Origin of the sequence: Actinophytocola sp. (assembly GCF_036378875.1) — a bacterium.
Taxonomy (GTDB): Bacteria; Actinomycetota; Actinomycetes; order Mycobacteriales; family Pseudonocardiaceae; genus Actinophytocola.
In genome coordinates this window covers 32,807-57,285 of record NZ_DASUVO010000142.1, presented here as the reverse complement: position 1 = coordinate 57,285, position 24,479 = coordinate 32,807, and the positions used below count along the sequence as shown (strand labels likewise).

The following is a 24,479-nucleotide window of genomic DNA, read 5'->3' as shown; positions in this document are numbered from 1 at the left end:
CCCAACCTATCCTTCAACTCACAGACATAGAGGAGTATCGCTGCTTCAGTCCATCGTGGCCTCTTCATGTGGACGATCTGCAATGTCGCCAGCGAGCCGTTTCATCCAGGTCTGGATGTGTTGGCGGGGAAGGCTTCTTGTTGATCGGAAGTTGCGGATCACGTCTACACACGGCGCTCGTCGCGAGTCGTGATCGGGTCGAGCAGCTCCTCCTGGCTCTGCGCCCACCCGCCGAGCCGGCGCACCGCGTACAGGCAAGTCTCGATCCACTCGCCGGGGCCGTGTAACGCGCTTTCATGATCTCCATCCTGGTGTCGAAATATCACCAGGTCGGGTGCACTGGAAGCGCTGTGCCCGCTCAACTGAGCACTCCGGAAGGGTGACCTGACCAACGTTTCCGCTGGTCAAAGGCCTGAAGCGGAGGCGGAGGGATTTGAACCCCCGGTCCCGTGAAGGACTCCTGTTTTCAAGACAGGTGCATTCGGCCGCTCTGCCACGCCTCCCTGCCCTGCAGGGTAGCGGGTGGTCGTGCCGGTGGTGGGTGGTGGCCGGTGCTTTGGGGTGGTCGCATGCCGCGAGGGGCACGTACTCGCTGCCGTCGAGCAGGGCGGCTCAGGTGGGCGCTGGGCCCCCGGTTATGCCGTCCGTGGTCGTGGCGGTTGTGGTTGAGGTGGTGGTTGGGGTCTCGGTGGCTGCTGGGGAATCGGTTGTTGTGGCGGTGGCTGGTGGTGGGGTTGCTGGTGGGGCGGGGCGGTTTGTTGCCAGGGCCACGGAGAACGTGATGATGGCGGCCACCACGACGCTGCCTGCGACACCGGCGCCCCAGCGTGCGAGTTTGATGCGGCGGCTGCGGCGGGCGATTCCGGCTGCACTGAAACCCAGCGGTGGTCCCTCTTGCCCACCTACCTCGGCGAGCAACGCTCTCATCTGCTCATCGTCTCGGTTCACGGGTCACCTCCCGTCCTTGGACAGCATGTCGAAGTGCGGGCCGAGTCGTTTGCGGAGTGCTGCGATGCCCCGCGCGGCTTGGCTCTTCACCGTGCCGGTTGAGCATTCGAGCACGTCGGCGGTGTCCTCGACGGACAGGTCGTTCCAGTAGCGCAGCACGAGCACCGCTCGCTGCCGCGGCGGCACGGTGGCGAGCGCGGCCTCCACCAGCAGGCGCTGGGTGACATCACCGGTGTCCGAGACCGGTTCCGGCGGTTCGTGGGTGAGATGTTCGCGTCGGTGCCAGAGCCGCCGGTTCTCGGCGAGGAACGTCCGTACGACGACCTTGCGTGCATAGGCGTCCATGCCATGGTCCCGCAGCCGTGGCCACGCGAGGTACAGCTTGGTCATGGCCGTCTGGGTGATGTCCTCGGCCCGGTGCCAATCGCCGCACAGGAGGTACGCCGTGGCCCGCAGGGTATGCGCCCGCGCCGCGAAGTACGCGCTGAAGTCGTCGCCCCCGGTGGTCATCGACGTCGAGTATGCCAGCGGAAACTCCGTGCAACCCCCGAGTGTCGTCGCGGCATAGATAGCCACATGCAAACGGAACTCCTCGTCACCGAGTCGCGTGTGGAGAGACTGACCAGGCACATGCTCGCCCCGGCCGGAATCTATCTCGCCGTTCGGCTGGTCGGGCTGGTCGTGCTGTCGGTGCTTGCCGCGACCCACGACCGCACGCTGCTGGACGTGCTGACGTCGTGGGACGGCGACTGGTACCTCGGCATCGCCGAGCGCGGCTACGCACCGACCGGTGACGGGCTCGTGGACGCGGCCGGCAACTCCACACCGAACACGACGCTGGCGTTCTTCCCCGGCTACCCGATGCTGGTCGCGCTGGGAGGCTGGCTCACCTCGGCCTCGCTGCCGTTCGTCGGTCTGGCGATCAGCCTCGGCGCGGGCGTCGTCGCCGCGTACGGCATCGCGCGCCTAGCCGGCGACCGGCGGGTCGGGCTGATCTGTGTGGCGTTGTTCGCGTCGACGCCGATGGCCGTGACCTTGTCTATGTTCTACTCCGAGGCGTTGTTCAGCGCGTGTGCCGCCTGGGTGCTGGTTGGCGTGATGGAGCGCAGGTGGTGGCTGGCCGCGGCGTGCTGTGTCGGTGCCGGGCTGGTGCGGCCGAGCGCGGGTGTGCTGATCGCGATCGTCGTCCTGGCGGTGCTCCTGCATGGCCGCACCTCGCGTGGGCTGTTCGCCGCGATCATCTGCCCGCTGGGGCTCGGCGGGTTCCTGCTCTTCGTCGCGGACCGCACAGGCAGCCTCTTCGGTTGGTTCGAACTGCAGCTGGCCGGGTGGGGCACGGGGTTCGACGGCGGGCAGGCGACCGGTGAGTTCGTCGGCAACGTCCTCACGTCCGACGCCTCGGTGATGGAGACGACGAACGTGCTCGTGATCCTCGGCGCGCTGGCGCTCTGCGTGGTCACGGTGGTGCGCAGAATGCCGTGGCCACTGGTCGTCTACGGCATCGGGCTGTTCGTGATGACGGCCGGGTCCAGCGGTGTGACCTATTCCAAGATGCGACTGCTCGTGCCCGCGTTCACGCTGCTCCTACCGGTCGCCGTCGGTCTGGCGAGGCGACGGACCAGCACGGTGCTGGCGGTGCTGGCCGCCACCGCTGTGCTGTCAGGCTGGTTCGGCGGCTACGCACTGACCGCTTGGCGATACGCCATCTAGTGGATCTTCGCAGTAGGTGTTCGTCCGGGCGTTGTCGAAGAGGGAAGGCCGCAAGCTGGCGCGGGTGATCCGGACTTGCCGAGGTCACAGTGCGGTTCCACAGCCAGCTTGCCTACATCGGCGCCGTCCTGCTCAACGGGGACCGAACCGCTGAAGCTATGCCGGCTGACCTGGCAAGGCTCCTCTTGTTCTTGCGGGTTGCGGATCTGGTCAACCTCTCCGGGATGGTGCACCTGATACCCCGCAACCGCAGGTGGGCCAGGTTGCCTCGGGGGATCGTTGCGGGGTGCGTCGATGCGGGTGTTGGCTAGATCGCGGCGACCCCCGGCGCGGGGCGGGCGGACCGGGTGCACACCGACGTCGACTCGAGTAGGGCTTGCATCGCCTCGCGTTTGGGGGTGGCCAGACACCACATGATCGGCATCCCTTCGGCGGGGCCACGAGGTAGAGACGCATGGCCCAGAAGAAGTAGCGGTAATGGAAGCGCAGTAGCGGCTGGGTGACCGCGGCGAGAGTCCGAATCAGACGGGTGATCAGCGGTCCGGCAGCGCGGAGTTGTTTGGTCCGACCCCGCTGCTTGGGCACGTAGGCGGAACATGCCGGTCATGTTGGGGTCGGACCGCATGGGGTTCCTCACGCCGCTACTAGTTCGCGGTCGTTTGGCTCGGTGGGGGTGGTTGTGGGCTTGCGGTCGCGGAGTACGAACAGTGCCAGCACGGCGGCGGCCAGCACAGCGCATGCGGTGATCGCGAAGCTTGTGGACATTGCTGTGGTGAACGACTCGCGGGCTGCTGTTGCCAGGGTTGGGTTGCCGGTGGCGAGGGCGTCGCCGATTGAGGTTGGGCTGTTGGCCGGCATGTTGGAGGTGAACACGCCTGATACGACGCTGCCCAGGATGGCTACGCCCAGTGCGGCGCCGGCCTGTTGGATCGTGTCGTTCAGTGCGGAGCCCACGCCCGCCTGCTCTGGTGGGACCTCGCCCATCAGCATGGAAATTGCTGCCGGCATGGCCAGGCCGCCGCCCGCGCCGAGGAGGAGCAGGCCTGCGCCGACCACCAGGAAGCCATCGTCCGCGGAGACTGTTGCCAGTACTGCGAAAGCGACCGCCATGACCGTGAGGCCCGTTGCCGCCATGGCGCGGTTGCCGATCTTTTGGCCGAGTATCGCGCCGATCGTGTTGAACATGAGCGAAGCCAGAGCGAGTGGGATGAACGCCAGGCCGGCCGTCATGGGTGAGTAGCCGAGGACGAACTGCAGGTACTGCGTCAGCACGAGAAGCAGGCCGCCGTTGCCGATCTGTACCAGCGTCAGCGCGAAGCTGCCGCCGCTGAAGTTGCGGTTGCGGAACAGGATCAGCGGCACCATCGGCGACGGCGTGCGGCGTTCCCAGACGATGAAGCCGGCCAGGGCGGCGACTGCCACGGTCAGCGTCGCCAGGGTGCGGACATCGGCCAGACCGTGCTTGGGCAGCTCGATGATCGTCCAGACGAGTGCGGTCATGCCGACCGCGGACAGGATCGCGCCCAGCGGGTCCGCCTTGCGCCACGGGCCTTTCGACTCCGGCATCAACACCACGGCGGCGATGATGGCCAGGACCGCCACCGGGACGTTGATCAGGAACACCGCGCCCCACCAGAACGCGTCGATCAATACGCCGCCGAGCACCGGGCCGCCGACCAGGCCGAGCATGGCGACCGCGCTCCACGCCGCCATCGCCCTGCGGCGCTCCGCGTCGTCGAAGACGGTGATCAGGATCGAGAGGGTGCTCGGCATGATCAGTGCGCCGCCGACGCCCATCACCACACGGGCCAGCACCAGCTCCGTCGGGGTGCTGGCCAGTGGGGCCAGCAGTGAGGCCGCGCCGAACAGCGCCAAGCCGATGATCATGACTCTTCGCCTGCCGAACCGGTCGGACAGGCTGCCCGAGGTCAGCAACAGGCCTGCGAACACGAGGATGTAGGAGTCGAGGATCCACTGCGTGTCCTGTGCGCTGGCGTGCAGGTCCTCGGCCAGCGGCGGTACCGCCACCGTCAGCACCATGTTGTCGATGACCAGCACCAACGTGCTGAGACACAGGACGACGAGGATCCACCACCTGCGCGGGTCGCGGGCTTCCATGAGTTTACCTCCAGGATGCGAACGGTGTTCCGTTAGTGCGCACACTGTACGCATGAAGGAACAGTGTGCGCAAGTGCGCACGCCGTGCGCTAGACTGGGGGCATGACCGAGGAACCTCTCCCGTCGGTGTGGGCGCGACGCCCCAAGGAGCAGCAGCCGGGCCTGACCACGGAGCAGATCGTGCGTGCGGCGCTCGAGCTGCTCGACGAGGAAGGCATGGAGCAACTGAGCATGCGCAAGCTCGGCGCGCGGCTCGGCGCCGGCGCCACCTCGCTCTACCGGCACGTCAAGAACAAGGACGAGCTGATCGAGCTGGTGGTCGACGTGGTCTACGGCGAGGTCGAGGTGCCGGACGTCGTGGGGAGGGACTGGCGGCCCGCGGCGGAGAAGACCGCGCACAGCGTGCGGGCCATGATCCTGCGGCATCCGTGGGTCGGACCGGTGCTCGGCCAGGCCGGCCTCGGGCCCAACGTGATGCGACTCAGCGAGAAGATGCTGCGCGTGCTCATCGCCGCCGGTTTCGACGCGGTCGAGGCGGACCAGGCGATGAACGCCATGCTCTCGTACGTGATCGGGATAGCGGTCAGCGAGACCGCCTACCTGGCAATGGTGAAACGGTCGGGATCGGTCGAGAAGCACCTCGCTGTGCTGCTACAGCACGCGATCTGGGAGCGGACCGGCGAGTTTCCGATGATCCGGGCGGGGTTCGACGCGATGAAGGACCGGAACCCGAAGAAGGTTCGCGACGAGAACTTCGACTACGGCCTACAGCGCGTGCTCGACGGGCTCGCCGCACGCGCCGCGACCGTCCGCTTCGGACAGTAATGCTCTTTCACCGGTTCAGGACATCGTGATGGGGTTGTGACTGCCACCACACGGGTGCATGCTTGAACCACGGCCGGCTGATGCGAAGAGCCCGCCGGGAAGGGCAGGTGGTGCCGTGGCAATTCAGGTAGAGGACGTGGTGGATCGCCGTCCGCTGCGACCCCGCGACTGAGACGACAGCATCGACTCGGTCGCGACTGCGGAGCAGCACCAGAGTTGGGTGTGCGAGTGTGACCAACGCACGTCCCGCACGCCACGACGATGTTGATCCCTCCATTCAGGACACTGTCGGAAAGTGTCCGGAAAGGATCCACGCCAGTCTGGAAGACGACGAACACCACGACCGACGACAAACCTGGGTGCGGCAGCGAAAGGCCCGCACCCAGGTGTTTTTCTGCCTGGATGCGGGCCTTGTCGCGCGTTGCTAGATCAACACGCCGTGGTGGTCGTCCGCCTCAGCGCCCGCCAGCGACGCGGCCGCGGAACGAGCCGCGGCGGCACGGGTCTTGGCCCGGGACGCCCTCGCCGGCACGCCGTTGATGTCCTCGGTGCTGATCGCGTAGGAACCGAGCACGAACGCGATCGCGTCCGAGTTGGCGTCCAGCGCCACCCGGTCGATGTTGCCGAGGTTGTCACACGCCTGGTGGTAGCACGGGTCGTACGCCTGGCCGGCGATGCCGCCCCACTTCTCCACCTGGGCCTCGGTCTTCACGACCTCGGCGCCGGTGAACAGGCCACCGGCCGGAATGCCGTTCAGGATGAACTCGCCGTAGTCGGAGCGGCCGTCGAAGTCCTTGCCCTCCAACGGAATGCCGACGTAGTCGAAGTACGAGGTGAACGCGGCCTCGATCTGCGCCGAGCCGTACGGGCCGGCACCGGCGCCGACGCCGTCGGAGTCGTCACCGTCGAACACGAAGTAGCCGGCGTTCGGCGAGCCGATCATGTCGAAGTTCAGGTACAGCGCGATGTCGAGCTGCTGCTCGAAGTCCAGGTTCTGGACGTAGTACTCGGACCCGACGAGGCCCAGCTCCTCCGCGCTCCACCACGCGAAACGCACCGTGTTGTTGACGGCCGGCGAGCTGCCGAGCTGCAGCGCGGTCTCCAGCAGAGCGGCCGAACCCGAGCCGTTGTCGTTGATGCCCGGTCCAACAGAGACGCTGTCGAGGTGCGCACCGGCCATGACCACGTTGTTCTTCTTGCCGGTCTTGGTCTCGGCGACCACGTTGTAGGAGGTGCGGTCCTCCATGAAGCCCTGGAGGTTGATCGTCACCGGGGCGCCGTTCTGTGTGGACAGGGCCTGGCCGTCGGCCTGCGTGACACCACCGGCCGGAGCGGCGGCCGGAACCGGCGCGCCGAGGGTGCCGTTCACCGAGCCCGGCACGTTGTTGTAGACGATCACCGCGAGCGCACCGGCCTCGGCGGCGGAGACCGCCTTCTGGCCGAACGTGCAGCCGCCGCGCTGGACCAGCGCCACCTTGCCCGCGGCACCGGCGAAGTCGGTCGCCTCGCAACCCGGGGTCGCGTCGAGGGGCACGACGTGCAGCGTGCTCGTGACGCCACCGGCCGGCGTGGAGTTGCTGTAGCTCATCCGAATGATCGGCACGGTCACGCCGTTGACAGTCAGTGACTGTCCGCGGGTCTCGTCATACACGAACGGGAATTCCTGGCGCTCCACGACGAAACCGGCGGCCTCGAGCTTCGTGGCGATGTACTCCGCGGACGCGATGTGCCCGGCCGTGCCGGCCGCGCGGTTACGGCCACTGCGGTCGGCGAGCCGCTGCAGCGCGATCAGGTGGCGGTTCGTGTTGGCCACGTCCACCTTCCTGACCAGCTGGCGGGCCAGGGCAGGACCGTCGGGGATCGGTGCCGAAGCCGCGGGTGCCGCCGATACGGGCGCGACCGCGACTCCCAGGAAGGTCGTGACCGCGACCAGCGCGCCCCCGACCCGGGATGTCGTCTTGGTGGACGGCATGAAGATTCCTCTCGATCACAGGCTCAGACACCGGCGCATGATCTCCCCCGAGTGCGATCACCGCGTCCGGCTTGCACACCCTTGTCCGAACTCACCCGCTGGTCAAGACCCTCCAACAGACTGTTACCCCGCTCGATTAACGTCTTCCCATGCACGCGATCACGATCAGCCAGCCGGGTGGTCCGGAAGTCTTGAGCTGGACGGAGCAGCCTGATCCGCAGCCCGGTCCAGGCGAGGTTCTGCTGGATGTCGTCGCAACGGCGGTGAACAGGGCAGACCTGTTGCAGCGCCAGGGCAACTACGCGCCGCCACCGGGAGTGACCACCGTGCCCGGATTGGAATGTTCGGGCCGGATCGTCGCGCTGGGTGATGGCGTCGAGGGGCTCGCGGTCGGTGACGAGGTCTGCGCGCTGCTGGCGGGAGGCGGCTACGCGCAGAAGGTCGTCGTGCCGGCGGGGCAGGTCATGCCGGTGCCGGCCGGTGTGGACCTGGTGACCGCGGCCGGGCTGCCGGAGGTCGCGGCCACGGTGTGGTCGAACGTCGTGATGGTGGCCGGGCTCGAGGCCGGTGAGACGCTGCTCGTGCACGGCGGCGCCAGCGGCATCGGCACGCATGCGGTCCAGGTCGCGAAGGCGCTCGGCGCGCGGGTCGCGGTGACCGCCGGCTCGGCGGAACGGCTGGCGACGTGTGGGGAGCTCGGGGCGGACATCCTCATCAACTACCGCGAACAGGACTTCGTCGAGGAGTTGAGGGCGGCCACGGACGGGCACGGCGCGGACGTCGTGCTCGACAACATGGGCGCGAAGTACCTGCCCCGCAACGTCGACGCGCTCGCCCGGCTCGGCCGGCTGGTCGTGATCGGCATGCAGGGCGGGGTGAAGGGCGAGCTGAACATCGGCAAGCTGCTGGCGAAGAGCGGCACGGTGACCGCGACCTCGCTGCGGTACCGGCCGGTCGCCGAGAAGGCCGCGATCTGCGCCGAGGTCACGACGCGACTGTGGCCGCTCGTCGAGGCCGGCGCGGTCAAGCCGATCGTCCACGAGGTGCTGCCGGTGGAACAGGCCGCGGACGCGCACCGCAAGCTGGGAGAGGGCGGCGTGCTGGGCAAACTCGTACTGAGGATGCCTAGCTGATCGAGGTCAGGGCGGCGACCGCTTCGACGAGCGCGTCGATCTCCACGGAGGTCGTGTAGTGCGCGAGGCCGACGCGGACCGCGCCGCCCACCTCGGCGACCCCGAGTGCCGCGAAGACGCCGCTGGGCACGTCGTCGGCGAACGCGCAGACGCCGCGGTCGGCGAGGTGCACGATCGCGGTGGACGCCTTGACCTCGGCGACCGTGAACGCGAGCGCGGGGATGCGACGCATGGCGTCGCCGATGACCGTGACGTGCAGCAGGCCACGCAGCTCGGAGATGAGCTTGCCGAGCATGCCGGCCTGGTACGACTTGGCCGAGCCGATCGAGGTCTGGATGCGTTCGCGCCGGGTGCCGGTCGCGGCGTCGTCGAGGCTCGCCAGGTAGTCGACGGACGCGACGAGGCCCGCGAGCAGCGGGTACGCGTGCGGGCCGAGCTCCAGCCGACCCGGCCCGGACTGGTTCGGGCTGAGTGAGCAGGCCGGCAGCCGCTCGATGAGGCCGGGGTCGGCGAACGCCAGCGCGCCGACGGTCGGGCCGCCCCACGCGGAGGCGTTGACGGCGACCACGTCGGCGCCCATGGCCTTGATGTCCATCGGCACGAACGGCGCCGCGGACGAGGCGTCGACCACGACCAGCGCACCGGCCTCCCGAGCGAGGGCGGTGATCTTGTTGAGGTCCGGGCGGGTGCCCACGACGCCGGAGGCGGCCGTGACGGCGACGACCTTCGTGCGGTGGTTGATGAGTCCCTCGTACTGCCAGGCCGGCAGCTCGCAGGTCTCGATGTCGATCTCCGCCCAGCGCGTGGTGGCGCCGGCCCGCTGGGCGACCCCGAGCCACGGCGCGATGTTCTGCTGGTGGTCGAGCCGGGAGACGACCAGCTCGTCGCCGATCACCCAGCCGGCGCCCACGGCCTCGGCGACGCGCTGCAGCAGCACGGCGGGGTTGGGCCCGAGCACGACGCCGGCCGGGTCGCACCCGACGAGGTCGGCGATGGCGCGGCGGGCGGCGTCGACGATGGCCTCCGCGCGCTGCGAGGCGGGGAACACGCCGCCGGGGCCGGAAACGGGGGCGCGCAGGGCCGTGGAGACGGCGGTGGCGACCTGTTCGGGTACCTGCATGCCGGCGGGGGCGTCCAGATGAATCCAGCCATCACCCAACGCGGGGAACCAGCCCCGAATCGCAGCGACGTCGAACGCCATGGCACCACACCGTACGGAGGCGCGCGGGGGCCTCGTTTGCGGGGTGCTCGTGACGGCTACTCTCGGACCCGTGCAGATGAACCGTGACCAGGACGACGAGCAGCCGCAGCACGTGGTCGTGATGGGGCCGGACGGCACCCCGGTCGGCGCCGCGGCGCTCAAGGACGGCACCGCCGGTGAGCAGATCGCCGACATGGTCGAGCAGCCGGCGAAGGTCATGCGCATTGGCACGATGATCAAGCAGCTGCTCGAGGAGGTCCGGGCCGCACCGCTGGACGATGCCTCCCGCAATCGTTTGCGCGAGATCCACAAGCGGTCGATCGCCGAGCTGGAGGACGGGCTCGCGCCGGAGCTGCAAGAGGAGCTCGAAAGGCTGTCGCTGCCGTTCACCGAGGAGAACACGCCGTCGGACGCCGAGCTGCGGATCGCGCAGGCCCAGCTGGTGGGCTGGCTCGAGGGGTTGTTCCACGGGATCCAGACGGCGCTGTTCGCCCAGCAGATGGCGGCGCGAACGCAGCTGGAGCAGATGCGGCGCGGGCTGCCGCCTGGGGTTTCCGGTGGGGAAGGCGCCGAGGGGCACGGGCTTCGGGGAACCGGGCAGTACCTCTGACGCCTCTGGCTCCCGGTTTCCAGCGGCGAGCGTCGGGTTCGGTCTCTGGCGAGGGTGGCCCTTCAGGGCATTCGGCGGCGGGTTGACCAGGCGTCTGTCCGCGGAACCAGAAATGCGTCCGGCCCCCGGAATCCAGCGTAACGGCGAGCACCGACACTTCTGGCCACACAACAGGCAACCGGCAAACAGTTCACCCGCCCAACCCGAGCGAAAGTCCCATTCGTGCGCCTGGGGCCCCCCGATTTCCAGCCTAGCGGTGGGGTACGACGGTTTCTGGGTTGTCGGGGCCCGCCTGTGGACAACTACAGCAGTGCCGGCTCGCCTCGTTCGAACGACAGCAGGTAGCGCTTGCGCGGCAGGCCGCCGCCGTAGCCCGTCAGGCTGCCGGTCGAGCCGATCACCCGGTGGCACGGGACGATGATGCTGATCGGGTTCCTGCCGTTGGCCGTGCCCACCGCGCGGGACGCGGATGGCCGACCGAGGCGTTGCGCCAGCTCGCCGTAGCTGATCGTTTCGCCGTAAGGGATCTGGCGTAGCTCGGTCCACACGCGGCGCTGGAAGTCCGTGCCTGCCAACGTGAGCGGGACGTCGAACTCCTTCAGGTCGCCGGCGAAGTACGCCGCCAGCTGCTCGATCGCGTCGTGTGAGTGGCTGTCGTCGCGCGGGCCGAACAGTTCCGCCATCGGACGGTGGCGTTGTTCGTCCATGTACACGCCGCTCAGCACGCCGTCGGTGGCCACCAGCGTCAGTGGGCCCACCGGGCTGTCCATCACCGTGTGTGTCCGCATGCCTCTACCGTGCCCGTGTCGGCGCGTCGAGGCTGGCCGTTTTCGGACATGCACATGCATTGACGGAGGCTCCACGGAAGCTCCATCGTCCGTCATCCGCGTCGTGGAAGCCTGAGGAACGTCGGAGTTCGACTCCGGCGCGCCGAACCACCCGGGAATCACCATGACAACCTCGATCACGAACCGGTCAGCGCCGGCGTGGCTCCGAGAACTCGCCCGCGGCCGCGCCACCTATGAGGAACTGCTCGGTTGGCCCGTCTCCGTTCGCGTCGGTGAGCGGGTACTCACCGTCGCGGTCGGCCACACCATCGACGCCGTGCGGATGCCGGCGCGTCTTGGTGCGCTGGTGCGTGCCGAGCTGTGCATCGCACTGCTGTTGGGTCCGGTGATGGCCGACCCGGACGGCGGCTACTGGACGTTCTTCACGAAACCAATCGACCGGCTGAGACCGAACATCGCGGCCGACCTCTCCGACGTCCACGTGCTCGTCGTGCCGCACGGCCATCACGTCGTCGTGCCCACCAGCCCGCATGTGCGGTCCGGGACGCACTGGCACTGGCTCGAGCCGCCCAACCCGATGCGGTCGCTGCCGCCGGCGTACGCCGTGATCGGGATGACGCGCCGGCTCACCGCGCAGCACCGCCTGGCGGCCTGACCGGAACATTTCGTCGTCGTACCAGGGCAGAACTGGCAGACTCCCCAACGGAACCGCAGCGGCACGCCGTGCATCTACGTTCCAGACAACCGACCCGGCCCCGGGGGGAGACATGCCCGACATCGAGTACTCGTTCGGCACCGGTGAGAGCGCCCCGAACGTCCACCACTCGGAGGCGAACGTCGACGTTGACGGCGACGGCACGGCGGACGCCGTCGCGTTGGACTTCGACGGTGACGGCCGGGTCGACGACGTCATGTGGGACTCGGACGGCGACGGCGTCGCCGACACCGCGGTGCTCGACCAGAACGACGACGGGATCGCGGAGGACGCCTACCACGACCCGACCGGCATGGGCACCTGGAACGCGCACGGCCAGGGCGGCAGCCCGCAGGCGTCGGCACCGCAGCCGCAGCCGGAGCCGACGCCGCAGCCGTCACCCGGACCGGCCGACGACACGGATCCCAACTCGCCCGAAACGGACAACGGCTACGAGCCGTACGGCACCGACCAGGAAGAGGACGGCGAGGCGCCGGGTGACACACCGGAGGGCCACGGCTCGGACGACGACACCGACGCCAACAGCAACCCCGGGATGCCCACGGACAGCGACGAGGGCAGCGGTTACGAGCCGCGCGGCGAGGACGGCGACGACACGAACGAGCTGTTCGACACGCTCGAGGACGCTCCGGACGCCGACCGCGACTCGATCAGCGAGTGGTACGACGACCTGATCAACTAGTCACCGTTCCCGTCCCCGTTGCGGCGGGTGCGCAGTGGGAGCACGAACCACAGCACGGCGAACAGGATGGCGACCAGCACGGCGAAGACGGTCGCGATCGCGGTGCCGACGACGACCTTGAACAGCAGCAGCACCGTCGCCGTCATCGCGATCGCGAGACAGACGAGGCCAGCGACCATCAGCACGTTCGCCACGCGCAGGATCTCCGGGCGCTGGCCCTGACGGAACAGCAGCCGGTGCCAGGCCGCCGGCGCGGTCAACAGCGCGACGGACGCCGTCGCGAACACCACCGCCACGAGGTGCACCACCTGCTCGAACCCGGACGCGCGGGCGTAGTGCTCGGTGAACGCGACCGCGAGCAGGAAGCCGAACAGGAACTGCACGCCGGCCTGTGCGACGCGCAGCTCCTGCAGCAGCTCGCTGACGTTGCGAGCCAACCGCTCGTCCTTGGACTCCGTGCTCTCGTGGGTCTCGACCGCCATTCCCCTGGATTACCTCGTGCCCGCCAGCCCGAAACCGCCGCGCAGCGGCACCCGGAACGGGCTCGGCCCGTCGCTCATCAGGCGCCGCGCCACCGGCACCCGCCACACCAGTTCCGCGGCGTCATCGCTCAGTAACGCCGGCAGCAGCTGTGCGCTGATCACCGTGGACCACGTCGGGTACCACTTCGCGGTCAACCCGCCGGCCCGTTCCAGGTACTCGAGCCCCTGCGGCGTCGGCAGCCAGCCGGCCCGCATCGCGCACCGGACGACGTGGACACCGTCCGCCCAGTGGTTGGCCAGCAGTGACGGGATGTACTCGCCCGGTCCCAGCAGCCCGTCGAGCCGCAGCCGGTCCTCCGCGCGGCCGATGTCCACGGCGATCGCGAGCATCGACTGCCGTTCGGCGTAAGGCAGGCCGCGCGCGGTGGCGAACTGTTCCAACGCGAACGTCCACAGTTCGGGGCCGGACTTCGTGCGCTGCCGCAACGCCTCCTCCACCAGCGCGATGCCGCTGGCGGGATCCTCGGCCTCGCCGCCGAGCAACGCGCGGAGCGCTCGTGGCACGTTGTCGCGCGCGCTCTCCCCGAGTTCCTCGACCAGCAGCGCCTGCGCGCGTTTCTTCGAGCGGGTGTAGTCGAGCTTGTCGACCGGCTCCTCGTACTCGGCCGCCCGGATCGCGCCGACGCCGAGTGCGGCCACGTACGGGCCGGTGGGCGGCGCGGCGCCGGCGTACACCGGGTTGTCCGGCTTTGGCCTGCGCCGCTCGCGTTCCTCCCACGTCTTGAGCCAGGCGTTCCTCATGAAGTAGAACATCCAGCCGGCGATGACGAGTCCCATGAGCACCGCGAAGAGCAGCATCCGCCGCTCTGCGACGGTTTCGGGCCAGCTCATCGTCTGGCCGGCCAGGGCAGTGTCCGGAATGGACTTTCCGCTTCGGTGAGGAGTTTGCGGTGTGCCTCCCGGACGGTCACGTAGTGGACCGGGAAGTCCTCGTCGTCGAAGAACAGCAGGCGCCCCATGGCGAATCCGGCGGAGAGGTCCGCCCACGAGCTGTAGTGCGTCGCGCACAGCTCACCGACGCGCAGGACCACGTTCTCCGCCTGGGTGCGGTCGCAGTAGCCGAGCCGCAGGCCCCAGCGGGCCAGGTTGACCGCGCGACCCCAGTCGTACACGCGAACGCTCGACACCACACCGGAAACCATGCCGTCGGCGCGGAACCGCTCCTCGTAGCGCGTGATCCGCTCCGCGGCCTCGACCAGTGCCGGCACGCTGTGCAGCGGCACCCGCCCGATGTTCGCCGCCTCGTGGATCGCCTTCTGCCAGCCGGCGTGGTCGGTCGCGCCGACCTCGCGGCGCAGCTCGACGGCGACGTGCTCCAGGTTGTCCGTCTGCGGCGAGAGTTTCGCCTCGCTGACGCGGCGCCAGTCGGTGCGGTCGTGCACGCCCCACATCTCGGCGAGGTCCATCTTCAGCTCCAGCTTGGCGAAGCCGACGCCCTCCATGTCGTTCCACGCCACGCCCTGGTTCACGGCCATGTGCGCGCCGCACGCGAGCCCGAACGCGATGGGCCCGGTCGTCGCCGCGGACTTGTCGGTGACGATGGAGCCGGACCGGAAGACCTGCTTGACCTGCTTGACCTTCGCCCGGGTCTTGAACACGATCTGGAGGATCACCACGAGGACCAGGACCGGCGCGGCGATGGCGACCACCCAGAACGCGCCGCCCATCTGCTGTTGCAGTTGCTCGATCATGTCAGCGCAGCCGATCGCCGGGGATGGGGTAGATGTAGTCCTTGCCGTCGACCACGCAGTGCGCCACGAGCGGCCGGTCGGCGCCCTTGGCCTTGGTCACGGCCGTGAACACGTGAATGCCGGGGAACGGGTCGGCGATCGCGTCGATCGTGTGGTCGTTCGCGTCCCAGTTGAGCCGCGGGTGCCAGCCGTGCGGCTCCAGCGACGAGTACACCCACGACTCGTATCTGAGAGTGCCGAGCGGGAAGCGTTCCGCTTGTGCCGCAAGGGTTTCCCGCGTGTTCAGGTCGATGGGTCCCCGGTCGGAGAAGGCCATCACGGCGTAGCCGGTCGACTCGTGCGTCGAGAACCGCAGCTCGACGGCCGGATAGACGCCCTTGCTCTGCGCGGAAGTCCAGATGGCGTGGGCCTTCTTGGCCTTGCCACCCGAGAACATCCCCTTGATCACCGCCGCGAAGCCTGCCGGGTTGTCGAAGCTGGCGGCGAGTGCCTCAGCGTTCACTTGTCCTCCTGGAAGAAACCTGTCTGTGCCCGCAGGCGGCCGACCGGTGGTGGGTCCTCGTCGATCAGGGCACGGTCGGGTGCGGGTAGGTCGTACATCTGATGGAGCCGGCGGCGCATCCGCTCGAGCGGGTAGCCGTCGGCGTACACGGACGCCTTGAAGATGACGCCCTCGAGCACGCTGCGGAGCATGACCTCCTCCAGCGCCGGGTCGGCGGCGCCGCGGGCGGCGAACAGCTCGCGCAGGGTGTCCTCGATGGCGGCCAGTCTGTCGTGCTTCTGGCGCTCCACCTGCACGAAGACCGGATGGGTCGACGGGTGGGTCATCAGGCTGAGCACCATCCGCTGCAGCGGTTGGCTTTTGTGCACCGCGAGCAGGACCCCGTCGATGATCGCGCCGAGGCGCTCGTCCGGGGTGCCGACGACGTTCGTCAGCTGCGCGACACGGTCGAGGTAGCGGCTGAGCAGCTCGTGCACCAACTGCTGCTTGTCTGGGAAGTAGTAGGTGAGAAGTCCTCGAGAGACCCCGGCCCGCGCGGTGATCTCCGAGATCGTCGCGTTGTGGTAGCCCTTCTCGGCGAACACGGCCAGTGCCGCGTCGAGGATCCGCTCGCGCGACTGCGCCCTGAGCTCCCGGTTGACCTTCGCCGATCGTGGCGACACGCGTTGCTACCTCGCCATTCGCGCCTTGTATGCCCCCTTCCGTCACTGTCTGTGCGCGTTGACTGTACAGACAACCAGTCAACCCTGGAAGGCTGAACGTGAGAATTATTCAAATGCAAAGCGGACACCGGTGAGGGGCCTGGCATCATGGGTCAAATCACCGACGACCACTTCCCAGAACAGCCGGAACTACCGCGGTTCCGGCTGATCCGAAAGCTGTCCGAGACCAGGATGAGCGTCGTCTACCTCGCAACGGAAGAGGCAGGTGGCGGCCGGCTCGTCGCGGTCAAGGTCGTCACGCCTCGACTGGCCACAGAGGACGGTTTCCGGGACCGGTTCCGTCAGGAGATGGCGCCAGAACTCGGACACGCCAACATCGTTCCGGTGTACTCCGTGCACACAGAAGGTGAACCGCTGTACCTGGTCATGCCGTACGTGGACGGGCCGAACCTGCGCGACCTGCTCCGGTCCGGCCCGCTGGACCCGGTGCGCACCGTCCACTTGGCCCACTCGGTGGCGTCCGCTTTGGACCACGCGCACACGGCTGGTGTCGTGCACCGCGACGTCAAGCCGAGCAACATCCTCGTCGACCGGCGCACCGGGCAGGTCCTGCTGTGCGACTTCGGGATCGCGGCCGCCGGCCGACGCGTCGGCACCCCGGGCTACGTCGCGCCTGAGCTGATTCCCATCGACAAGGCGGCACCGGTCGACCCGCGTGCGGACGTGTACTCGCTCGGCGTCGTGCTCTACGAATGCCTCACCGGCCGTCCACCCCACGAGCACACGGACGCCGCCGAGCTGCTGTGGGCGCAGCTCCACGAGGACCCGCTCGCGGTCACCGCGTTGCGCCCGGACCTGCCGTCGACGCTGAACAAGGTCCTGGCCACCGCTCTCGCGAAGCGGCCGCGGCACCGGTACGGCACCTGTGGGGCGTTGGCCGAGGAACTGGCGAACGCGCTAGCGGGCGGCCCCGTGCGTCGGCGCTAGTCGGCGTCCAGCAACCGCAGGTCCGGCGGCCGCAACGTCGCGGTCTGCAACAGTTCCTGGACCAGCTGGTGGTTGACCATGTTGCCGGCCGGGTCGCCCCAGTCCTCCAGGCGCAGCCCGGCGACATAGGGCTGGAGCCGCTCGCGGACCTTCAGCACCACGTTCGCGGCCTTCTTCTCCGTCCAGTCGGAGTGCGTGACGTTCGAGCTGTTCAGGTCCTCCTTGACCTGCTTCCAGGACTGCGGCTGTGGATGGGGCTCCTGCCGCAGGTACCGCGCCGCGAGCGCGGTCAGCACGATCCGCTCTGTGCCGTCGATCCGCCAACTGTCCGCCGCCGCGGTCGCCGTCTGGTCGTCCGCGCCGGCCAACGCGTCCCCGCGACCCGCGCCGACCACCCGCACCTCCAGCAGGTGCTCACGCCGCTCGGACGTGCGGATGAACAGCGGGCTGTACCCCTCGCCGAGCGGAATCTCGTTGCCGGTCAACAGGAAGCGGGACTGCGGCAGACGGATCGGCAGCTTGCCCTCGTTACGCAGCCACCACTCGGTGCCGGTGCACACGAGCCGGCCCTGCAGACGGCTGACCCTGGGGTCGTCCGCGCCGATGCACACGTGCACGTCCGGTTCCTTGCGGCCGAACACCACCTCGAAACTGGCCTGTGGCGGCGCCGCGAACCCGCCGCGGGCGGCCAGCACGAAGATGCTGCCCGGTGGTGCGGCGGGCACCCGCCCCGCCAGCCCGCCCACGGAAGGGGGCAGCAGCTGGGGACGGAAGTCGGTCACGGCAGGTCCTCCAGCAGCCGCAGGTCCGGCGGCACCAGCGTGGTGGACAGCAGCAGCTCGCGCAGGAGGTTGTCGTTGAGCTTGTTGCCGACGGGCTCGCCGACCTCCTCGCGGGTCAGGCCAGGCACACCGGCCTTGGACAGGCGGGCACGCACCGCGGTGACCATGTGCTCGACCTTGCGTGCCGTCCATCCCGCCTCCGGCTGCAACTCGATGAGCTGGTCGGCGGTCTGCTGGCGGCCCATCGGCTGCGGGTCGGCCTCGTGCAGCAGGTAGCGCTGGCCGAGCACGACCAGGGCGAGCCGTTCGTCCTGCTGGAGCCGCCAGGTGCGGGGCGGATCGGTGACATCGCTCGGGCGGGGCGCCGGCCGTGCGCCGTCGTCTCCCGCGACATACAGCTCCAGCAGGTGTTCGCGGCCCCGGGTGCCCGGCACGAACAGTGGCGTGTAGCCGGCGGCCAGCGGCAGGGAGTCCTCGTCGTTGAACAGGTACTGCGAGCCGGGGAGCCGGATCGGCAGGCGGCCGGTGTTGCTCACCCACCACCTGCCGTCCTGGCAGGTCAGGAGCCCGTGCTGACGGCTCACCCTGCGGTCGTCCTCGCCGATGCAGACGTGGACCTCGGGCTTGTTGCGGCCGAACACCACACGGCGTCCCTCCCGCGGGCCGACGGCGAAACCCCCGCCGATGGCGAGTGCGTAGATGGCGCCGGGCGTCGGCCGCTGCACACCGAAGGCCAGACTGTCGTGGTTGCCGGACAACCGCTGCCCCTCCACCAGCATGCTCCCGTCCATGCGGCCCTCCCTCCTCGTCTGACCCAGTATCAGCCGACCGTCCCGGGACCGGTCCCCGGCCGCACCCCGTCCACACTTCCGGGCTAACTGGCAGGGTGTGGTCGTGGACTTTCGGCGGTTGTGGCTGGCGGACGCCGTCAACCAGGTCGGCACCCGCATGACGTTTCTCGCCGCGCCACTGCTCGCGGTCCTGTACCTGAACGCGTCGACGTTCGAGGTCGCGCTGGTGCGGACGTGCGAGACGCTGGGATGGCTGCTGTTCGGCCTGCTCGCCGGCGCCTGGGTCGACCGGACCCGCTGCCGGCCGGTGCTGGTGATCACCGATGTCGGACGCGCGATCCTCATGCTGACAGTGCCCCTGGCCGCGGTGTTCGGGGTCCTCACGCTGTGGCAGCTGTACGTGGTGGTGTTCCTGGTCGGCGTGCTCACGGTGTTCTTCGACGTGGCGCACCAGTCGTATCTGCCCCGGCTGGTCCCGGCCGACCAGCTGGTCGACGCGAACGCGAAGCTGGCGGCCAACGCGTCGGTGGCGGCGGTCGCGGGCGCCAGCACGGGTGGCTACCTGGTCCAGCTGCTGACCGCGCCGTTCGTGTTCGCGTTCGACGCGCTGACCTTCCTGTGGTCCGCGCTGTGGGTTCGGGCCATCCGACACCGCGAGCCGCCGGTGGCCCCCGCTCCGGACCGGCACCTCGGCCGCGAGATCACCGAAGGTGTGCGGTACGTGTTCCGGCATCCCGTGCTGCGCTCGTTGACGATGAGCACGGCGACGATCGTGCTCGGCCAGGCCGGCGGCATGGGTGTGAGCATGGTGTTCCTGGTGCGGGACATCGGCCTGTCCGCCGGCGTGATCGGCCTGCTCGGCACCGTGGGGCTACTGGGCGCGTTGCTGGCGTCGGCGGTGACGCGTCGGCTGGTCGCACGGCTCGGGCAGGCACGCGTGCTGCTGTGGGGTGTGTTTCTGCTCGGGCTGGCGTTCCTGGCTCAGGCGTTCACGACACCCGGGTGGGGTCTGGTGTGGTGGGTGGCCAGCGGATTCGTTTCCAGCTTCTGCATCATCGCGACGAACGTGGTGATGATGACCATCCGACAGACCGTGTGCGCGCCGGAGCTGCTCGGCCGGGTCAACGCCACCATGGAACTGACCGTGTGGAGCGTGATGTCGGTGGGCAGCCTGCTCGGCGGGGTGCTGGGCACGTGGGCCGGCACTCGGGTGACGCTCCTGGTGTCCGGAGCGGTGTCGTGCCTGGCGGTTGGCTGGCTGCTGGCGCGGCGAACCGAAATTGTCGGTGCGGCCCGCTAACTTGGCGGCCATGCAGAACGCGATGCTCGCTGGTGCGGACCTCGTTGGGCTCGAGGACGCGGCCGGGCCCACGTCGTACCGACGTGGCCTGGCCTACGCGCGTCAGCACGCCGTTCTCTCCATGTGGTGGGACGAGGCTGCGTGCGCGGTCCGTGGGCGCGTGCAGGGCTCGCACGACGAGGTCTACACGACCACCGGGTACTTCGCCTCCGGTTACGGGCCCGCGCTGGTGTTCGCGGAAGGCGAGTGCAGCTGTCCCGTGGGGCTGGACTGCAAGCACGTCGTGGCGCTGGTGCTGACGGCCACGGGGTTCGTGCGTGCCTCCGAGAGCCGGAAACCGAAGGCACTGACGTGGGAACAGACACTCGACGCGCTCCTCGGTTCCGACACCGTCCAACGGGGTTCGACGCCGTTGGCCATCGAGCTGTCGCTGTCGGCGGAGGGGTCCGTGCCACGGGTGTACGCCAGAGTGGTGCGGCCGGGCCGTTCCGGTTGGGTGGCCGGCGGGTTGAGCTGGTCGCGTCTGGACGACCACAGCGGTTACGTCCCAGAACACGTCCAGCTGCTTCGGGAGTTGTACGCACTGCACCAGTCGGACTATGAGGCGCAGAGCATCGATTTGTCCGCGTTCGGCAGCACGCGGCTGTGGTCGATGTTGGACGACGCCGAGTCGGCGGGGTTGCGGCTGGTGCACGCACGCAAGCGGCTGGGCGATGTGCCGTGGCGTGCCGCCGCCCGCGTAATCCTTGACGCCACCCGTACCGGCAAGAACCTGGTGCTGGGCCCGGTGTTGCGGGTCGACGGCGTGGATGTGGACCCGGTGCCCGTCTCGTTCGTCGGCGACCACGGGGTGATCTACGTCGACCGCGCCGAGATCCAGGCCGTCAGCGACCACCGCGAGTGGCGGCTGGGGCTCGCGCGGCTGGACGAGCCCGTGCCGGAGGCGCTGCGGCGGATGGCGGTGGACAACCAGCGGCTCGAGATTCCCCTTGCGCAGCAACCGAAGTTCGCCACCGAGTACTACCCGAGGCTGCGGCGGCTTGCCCCGGTCGTCTCGTCGGACGAGTCCTACACGCCACCGGCGATCTCCGCGCCGCTGCTGGCGCTGCACGCGGACTACGGCGCCGGGCACCGGCTGGCGCTGCGGTGGGAGTGGCAGTACGAGATCGACGGCACGCGGTCACCGGCCGCGCCGGACGCCCCGTACCGGGACGTGGCGGCCGAGGAGGCGCTGCTCGCGAACCTCGACGACGTGCCGTTGGAGCGATTCGGCTTACGGTCCAACGGCACACTGTGGCCGGGCGACGTGCGGGGCATCGACACGATGCTGTTCACCACCGAGGTGCTGCCGCTGCTCGACCGGCCCGGGGTCGTGGTCTGCGCGGACGGGGAGACGGCCGACTACCGCGAGGTCGGTGACTCGCTGACGATCGGCGTGTCGACGTCCTCGGTTCCTGGCGAGAACGACTGGTTCGACCTGGGCGTGACGATCCGGGCCGAAGGTCGCGAGGTGCCGTTCCTCGACGTGTTCGTGGCGCTGGCCAGGGAGCAGTCGCACCTGCTGCTGCCCGACGGCGCGTACTTCTCGTTGGAGAAGCCGGAACTGCAGTCGTTGCGCCGGTTGATCGAGGAAGCCCGGGCGCTGCAGGAGTTCTCCGACGGCACGCTGAAGATCAGCCGTTACCAGGCCGGGTTGTGGGACGAGCTGGCGTCGCTCGGCGTGGTGGAACGGCAGGCGGCGGCGTGGGAGCGGCAGGTCAACGGCCTGCTGTCGCTCGACTCGGTGCCCGACGTGGACGTGCCGGCGGCGCTCACGGCGACGTTACGTCCGTACCAGGTGGACGGTTTCCGGTGGCTGGCTTTCCTGTGGGACAACCAGTTGGGCGGCATCCTCGCCGACGACATGGGACTGGGCAAGACACTGCAGTCGCTGGCGTTGATCTGCCACGCTCAGGCGGACGAGCCGTTCCTGATCGTGGCGCCGACGAGCGTGGTGTCCAACTGGGCGGCGGAAGCGGCCCGGTTCGCGCCGCACCTCCGCGTGGCCACGGTCACGCGACGCGGACAGTCCTTACCGGACGCCGATGTCGTGGTCACCTCCTACACGTTGCTGCGGCTGGACGTCGACGAGTACGCGTCCCGGTCATGGGCGGGCCTGATCATGGACGAGGCGCAGTACACGAAGAACCACCAGTCGAAGGTGTACCAGTGCCTGCGGCGGCTGCCGGCGCCGGTGAAGCTCGCGATCACGGGCACACCGATGGAGAACAACCTGATGGAGCTGTGGTCGCTGCTGTCGATCACCGCACCGGGCCTGTTCCCCCACCCGACCCGGTTCCGCGACTACTACGCCCGCCCGATCGAGAAGGACAACGACACCGGCCTGCTGGCACAGCTGCGCCGACGGGTGAAACCGCTGATGAAGCGGCGCACGAAGGAACAGGTGGCCAAGGACCTGCCGGCAAAGCTGGAGCAGGTGCTGGAGGTGGAGCTGCATCCACGGCACCGCAAGCTGTACCAGACGGCACTGCAGCGTGAGCGGCAGAAGGTGCTGGGGCTGCTGGAGGACATGAACAAGAACAGGTTCACGATCCTGCGGTCGCTGACGGTGCTGCGCCAGCTCAGCCTGCACGCCGGCCTGGTCGACGACGAGCACAGCGGTATGCCGTCCGCCAAGGTGGACGCCCTGGCCGAACAACTACGTGACGTGCTCGACGGCGGGCACCGGGCGCTGGTGTTCAGCCAGTTCACGGGCTTCCTTGCGACCGTGCGGGAACGCCTGACGGCCGATGGCATCGAGCACTGCTACCTGGACGGCCGCACCCGCAACCGCAAGGAGGTGCTGGACCGCTTCAAGAACGGCGACGCCCCGGTGTTCCTGATCAGCCTGAAGGCGGGTGGCTTCGGACTGAACCTGACGGAGGCGGACTACTGCTTCCTGCTGGACCCGTGGTGGAACCCGGCGACGGAAGCACAGGCCGTGGACCGCACCCACCGAATAGGCCAGACCCGCAACGTCATGGTCTACCGACTGATCGCGAAAGACACCATCGAAGAGAAGGTGATGGCCCTACAGGAAAGAAAAGCACAACTGTTCACAAGCGTGATGGACGACGGCGACATGTTCAGCTCAACCCTGAACGCGGAGGACGTCCGAGGCCTGTTCACCTGACCCCGCCCCAATCCGAGGGGTGCGTGGCTAGGAAGTGTTTTATCCCAGGCAGGGCCGCCGATCGCCTTCGGCGACGGCCTCGAGTCGGCTTGCGCAGCGGGTTGCGGGCCGGTGTGCGTGGTTGCTTGTCGTGGGTGGTTGCGCGACGATGCCCGCGGCCAGGGGCTCGTTCCTCGCCCCTGCTCTTGGCATCGTGTGGCGGCCGCCCTCGCCAAAGATCGGCGACCTCAGCACACCTGCTCTAGGCGTCCGGCTCGGGCGCGCTTTCCTTCCGTGCGGCGGCGTCCTTACGGTCGGCCACGTCCGACAGCACCCACAACAGCGTGGTCAGGCCGACGACCGGGAAGAAGGTCCACCACATGCCTTCGCGAACGGTGAGGACGGTGGCGGCGACCACGCCGCACACCAGAACCATGAGGCCGGCGCCGGCGAGTGTCTCGCCGCGGGTGGCCGGGGTGGTCTCGTCGGGGGTTGCTGGGGTGGTCTCATCACGGGTTGTCGGCGTGGTCTCGTCGGGGTCGGCGGCTTTCACCGTGACCGCGGCGCTGAGGTCAGGGTGCGGCGCCGGCAGGTCGACGAACAACGCCTCGAGGTCGCCGCGTGTCTTGGCGGCCGCTGCACGTGCGCTCCGCTCCTCGTGCTCGGCGGCCAGGAGGCGGCCACTCTCGTAGTGCGTCCACAGAGCCGTCACGGCCTCGTCGCGCTCGGCGTCACTGACCCGAATGGCCTCGTCCCCCATGTCCGAAATCGTACGTTCGCTGTTCGCCCGGCGAGAAGTCTCGACGATGTGTCGCCGTTCGGTGCCATGCTCAGGTCGTGGCAGCGATCGAGGTCGTGCTCGGTGACATCACCCGGCAGGACGTGGATGCCGTCGTCACCGCGGCGAACGAGTCGCTGCTGGGTGGCGGCGGTGTCGACGGCGCGATCCACCGGGCCGCCGGCCCCCGACTCGCGGCCGCGGGCGCCGAGGTCGGCCCGTGCGCGCCGGGCGAGGCCGTGGCGACTCCCGCGTTCGACCTGGCACCCGTCCGGTACGTGATCCACACGGTCGGCCCGGTGTGGGAGGACGGCGACCACGACGAGGCCAGGGTCCTGGCGTCCTGTTACCAGCGCGCCCTGCTGCTGGCCGAGGAGCTCGGTGTGCGGAGCGTCGCCTTCCCGGCCATCGCGACCGGGACGTACGGGTTCCCGGCCGAACTGGCCGCCGAGGTCGCGGCCACAGCGGTCCGTTCGATCCCCGTGGAGCTCGACCTGATCAGACTCGTCGCCTTCGACGAGCGAACACGGGACCTGCTCACCGCCGCACTCGCACGGTCGAGCACGGAGCGTCCGGGATCCTGAACGACCC

Annotated in this window: 23 protein-coding genes and 1 tRNA gene; 10 read left to right on the top strand and 14 right to left on the bottom strand. The window is 68.9% G+C overall.

Translation table 11 applies throughout. The features are described 5' to 3' along the window. Positions 1-418: 418 nt before the first annotated feature. Positions 419-503 (bottom strand) — tRNA-Ser (locus tag VF106_RS41220). Between the two features lie 448 nt (positions 504-951). Then, entirely contained in the window at positions 952-1,458 is a 507-nt protein-coding gene (locus VF106_RS41215; RefSeq protein WP_330845457.1) for a SigE family RNA polymerase sigma factor, read from the bottom strand. A gap of 66 nt (positions 1,459-1,524) precedes the next feature. Here VF106_RS41215 and VF106_RS41210 point away from each other — a divergent pair, with 66 nt between their 5' ends. Further along, positions 1,525-2,658 (top strand): glycosyltransferase family protein, encoded by a 1,134-nt coding sequence (locus VF106_RS41210; protein WP_330845456.1) that lies wholly within the window; start codon positions 1,525-1,527, stop codon positions 2,656-2,658. A gap of 633 nt (positions 2,659-3,291) precedes the next feature. Here VF106_RS41210 and VF106_RS41205 read toward each other — a convergent pair. Then, the gene (locus tag VF106_RS41205) at positions 3,292-4,776 is read right to left on the bottom strand and encodes an MFS transporter (protein ID WP_330845455.1); all 1,485 of its coding nucleotides are present in this window, start codon (positions 4,774-4,776) and stop codon (positions 3,292-3,294) included. A 102-nt stretch (positions 4,777-4,878) separates the two neighbouring features. Between VF106_RS41205 and VF106_RS41200 the strand changes: the two genes are divergently transcribed. Next, the gene (locus tag VF106_RS41200) at positions 4,879-5,601 is read left to right on the top strand and encodes a TetR/AcrR family transcriptional regulator (protein ID WP_330845454.1); all 723 of its coding nucleotides are present in this window, start codon (positions 4,879-4,881) and stop codon (positions 5,599-5,601) included. 424 nt (positions 5,602-6,025) lie between these two features. Here the strand turns inward: VF106_RS41200 and VF106_RS41195 are convergent, their stop codons facing one another. Continuing rightward, positions 6,026-7,573, bottom strand: coding sequence for a M28 family metallopeptidase (locus VF106_RS41195; protein WP_330845453.1), 1,548 nt, complete (start codon positions 7,571-7,573; stop codon positions 6,026-6,028). Between the two features lie 149 nt (positions 7,574-7,722). Between VF106_RS41195 and VF106_RS41190 the strand changes: the two genes are divergently transcribed. After that, positions 7,723-8,706, top strand: a complete 984-nt coding sequence (locus tag VF106_RS41190; protein WP_330845452.1) for an NAD(P)H-quinone oxidoreductase — start codon at positions 7,723-7,725, stop codon at positions 8,704-8,706. Here the strand turns inward: VF106_RS41190 and VF106_RS41185 are convergent. Beyond that, positions 8,699-9,907, bottom strand: a complete 1,209-nt coding sequence (locus VF106_RS41185; RefSeq protein ID WP_330845451.1) for a cysteine desulfurase-like protein — start codon at positions 9,905-9,907, stop codon at positions 8,699-8,701. The two genes, VF106_RS41190 and VF106_RS41185, sit on opposite strands and share 8 nt — an antisense overlap. Positions 9,908-9,983: 76 nt before the next feature. Here VF106_RS41185 and VF106_RS41180 point away from each other — a divergent pair, with 76 nt between their 5' ends. Then, positions 9,984-10,517, top strand: coding sequence for a bacterial proteasome activator family protein (locus VF106_RS41180; protein WP_330845475.1), 534 nt, complete (start codon positions 9,984-9,986; stop codon positions 10,515-10,517). A 302-nt stretch (positions 10,518-10,819) separates the two neighbouring features. On the opposite strand, the gene VF106_RS41175 is transcribed toward VF106_RS41180, so the two are convergent. Further along, positions 10,820-11,305 carry a methylated-DNA--[protein]-cysteine S-methyltransferase gene (locus tag VF106_RS41175; protein ID WP_330845450.1) on the bottom strand — a complete coding sequence of 162 codons (486 nt, stop codon included), beginning with the start codon at positions 11,303-11,305 and terminating at the stop codon, positions 10,820-10,822. Positions 11,306-11,468: 163 nt separating this feature from the next. Between VF106_RS41175 and VF106_RS41170 the strand changes: the two genes are divergently transcribed. Next, positions 11,469-11,960, top strand: coding sequence for a bifunctional DNA primase/polymerase (locus VF106_RS41170; protein ID WP_330845449.1), 492 nt, complete (start codon positions 11,469-11,471; stop codon positions 11,958-11,960). A gap of 112 nt (positions 11,961-12,072) precedes the next feature. Then, positions 12,073-12,702: a hypothetical protein gene (locus VF106_RS41165; protein WP_330845448.1), complete on the top strand. Its 630-nt coding sequence runs from the start codon at positions 12,073-12,075 to the stop codon at positions 12,700-12,702. Here VF106_RS41165 and VF106_RS41160 read toward each other — a convergent pair. The 5 genes from VF106_RS41160 to VF106_RS41140 are packed head-to-tail and all read right to left on the bottom strand — an operon-like array spanning position 12,699 to position 16,099. Next, the gene (locus VF106_RS41160; RefSeq protein WP_330845447.1) at positions 12,699-13,184 is read right to left on the bottom strand and encodes a DUF6328 family protein; all 486 of its coding nucleotides are present in this window, start codon (positions 13,182-13,184) and stop codon (positions 12,699-12,701) included. The genes VF106_RS41165 and VF106_RS41160 overlap by 4 nt on opposite strands. A 9-nt stretch (positions 13,185-13,193) precedes the next feature. Then, on the bottom strand, positions 13,194-14,075 hold the full coding sequence (locus VF106_RS41155; RefSeq protein ID WP_330845446.1) for a hypothetical protein: 882 nt from the start codon (positions 14,073-14,075) through the stop codon (positions 13,194-13,196). Beyond that, positions 14,072-14,935: a DUF1266 domain-containing protein gene (locus tag VF106_RS41150; RefSeq protein WP_330845445.1), complete on the bottom strand. Its 864-nt coding sequence runs from the start codon at positions 14,933-14,935 to the stop codon at positions 14,072-14,074. Before VF106_RS41150 ends, VF106_RS41155 begins: the two co-directional genes overlap by 4 nt. A gap of 1 nt (position 14,936) precedes the next feature. Beyond that, positions 14,937-15,437 carry a hypothetical protein gene (locus VF106_RS41145; protein ID WP_330845444.1) on the bottom strand — a complete coding sequence of 167 codons (501 nt, stop codon included), beginning with the start codon at positions 15,435-15,437 and terminating at the stop codon, positions 14,937-14,939. Continuing rightward, positions 15,434-16,099 (bottom strand): TetR/AcrR family transcriptional regulator, encoded by a 666-nt coding sequence (locus VF106_RS41140; protein WP_330845443.1) that lies wholly within the window; start codon positions 16,097-16,099, stop codon positions 15,434-15,436. The genes VF106_RS41145 and VF106_RS41140 overlap by 4 nt, the downstream gene beginning before the upstream one ends. 147 nt (positions 16,100-16,246) lie before the next feature. On the opposite strand from VF106_RS41140, the gene VF106_RS41135 reads away from it, so the two are divergent. Further along, on the top strand, positions 16,247-17,086 hold the full coding sequence (locus VF106_RS41135; RefSeq protein ID WP_330845442.1) for a serine/threonine-protein kinase: 840 nt from the start codon (positions 16,247-16,249) through the stop codon (positions 17,084-17,086). Here VF106_RS41135 and VF106_RS41130 read toward each other — a convergent pair. Next, entirely contained in the window at positions 17,083-17,868 is a 786-nt protein-coding gene (locus tag VF106_RS41130; protein ID WP_330845441.1) for an FHA domain-containing protein, read from the bottom strand. The genes VF106_RS41135 and VF106_RS41130 overlap by 4 nt on opposite strands. Continuing rightward, positions 17,865-18,659 (bottom strand): FHA domain-containing protein, encoded by a 795-nt coding sequence (locus VF106_RS41125; RefSeq protein ID WP_330845440.1) that lies wholly within the window; start codon positions 18,657-18,659, stop codon positions 17,865-17,867. The genes VF106_RS41130 and VF106_RS41125 overlap by 4 nt, the downstream gene beginning before the upstream one ends. Positions 18,660-18,762: 103 nt before the next feature. On the opposite strand from VF106_RS41125, the gene VF106_RS41120 reads away from it, so the two are divergent. After that, positions 18,763-19,959 carry an MFS transporter gene (locus tag VF106_RS41120; protein ID WP_330845439.1) on the top strand — a complete coding sequence of 399 codons (1,197 nt, stop codon included), beginning with the start codon at positions 18,763-18,765 and terminating at the stop codon, positions 19,957-19,959. 10 nt (positions 19,960-19,969) lie between these two features. Further along, on the top strand, positions 19,970-23,131 hold the full coding sequence (locus VF106_RS41115; RefSeq protein WP_330845438.1) for a DEAD/DEAH box helicase: 3,162 nt from the start codon (positions 19,970-19,972) through the stop codon (positions 23,129-23,131). 241 nt (positions 23,132-23,372) lie between these two features. Here the strand turns inward: VF106_RS41115 and VF106_RS41110 are convergent, their stop codons facing one another. Beyond that, entirely contained in the window at positions 23,373-23,870 is a 498-nt protein-coding gene (locus VF106_RS41110; protein WP_330845437.1) for a DUF1707 SHOCT-like domain-containing protein, read from the bottom strand. A gap of 77 nt (positions 23,871-23,947) precedes the next feature. Between VF106_RS41110 and VF106_RS41105 the strand changes: the two genes are divergently transcribed. Further along, positions 23,948-24,472, top strand: a complete 525-nt coding sequence (locus VF106_RS41105) for a macro domain-containing protein (RefSeq protein ID WP_330845436.1) — start codon at positions 23,948-23,950, stop codon at positions 24,470-24,472. The last annotated feature ends 7 nt before the right edge of the window (positions 24,473-24,479 follow it).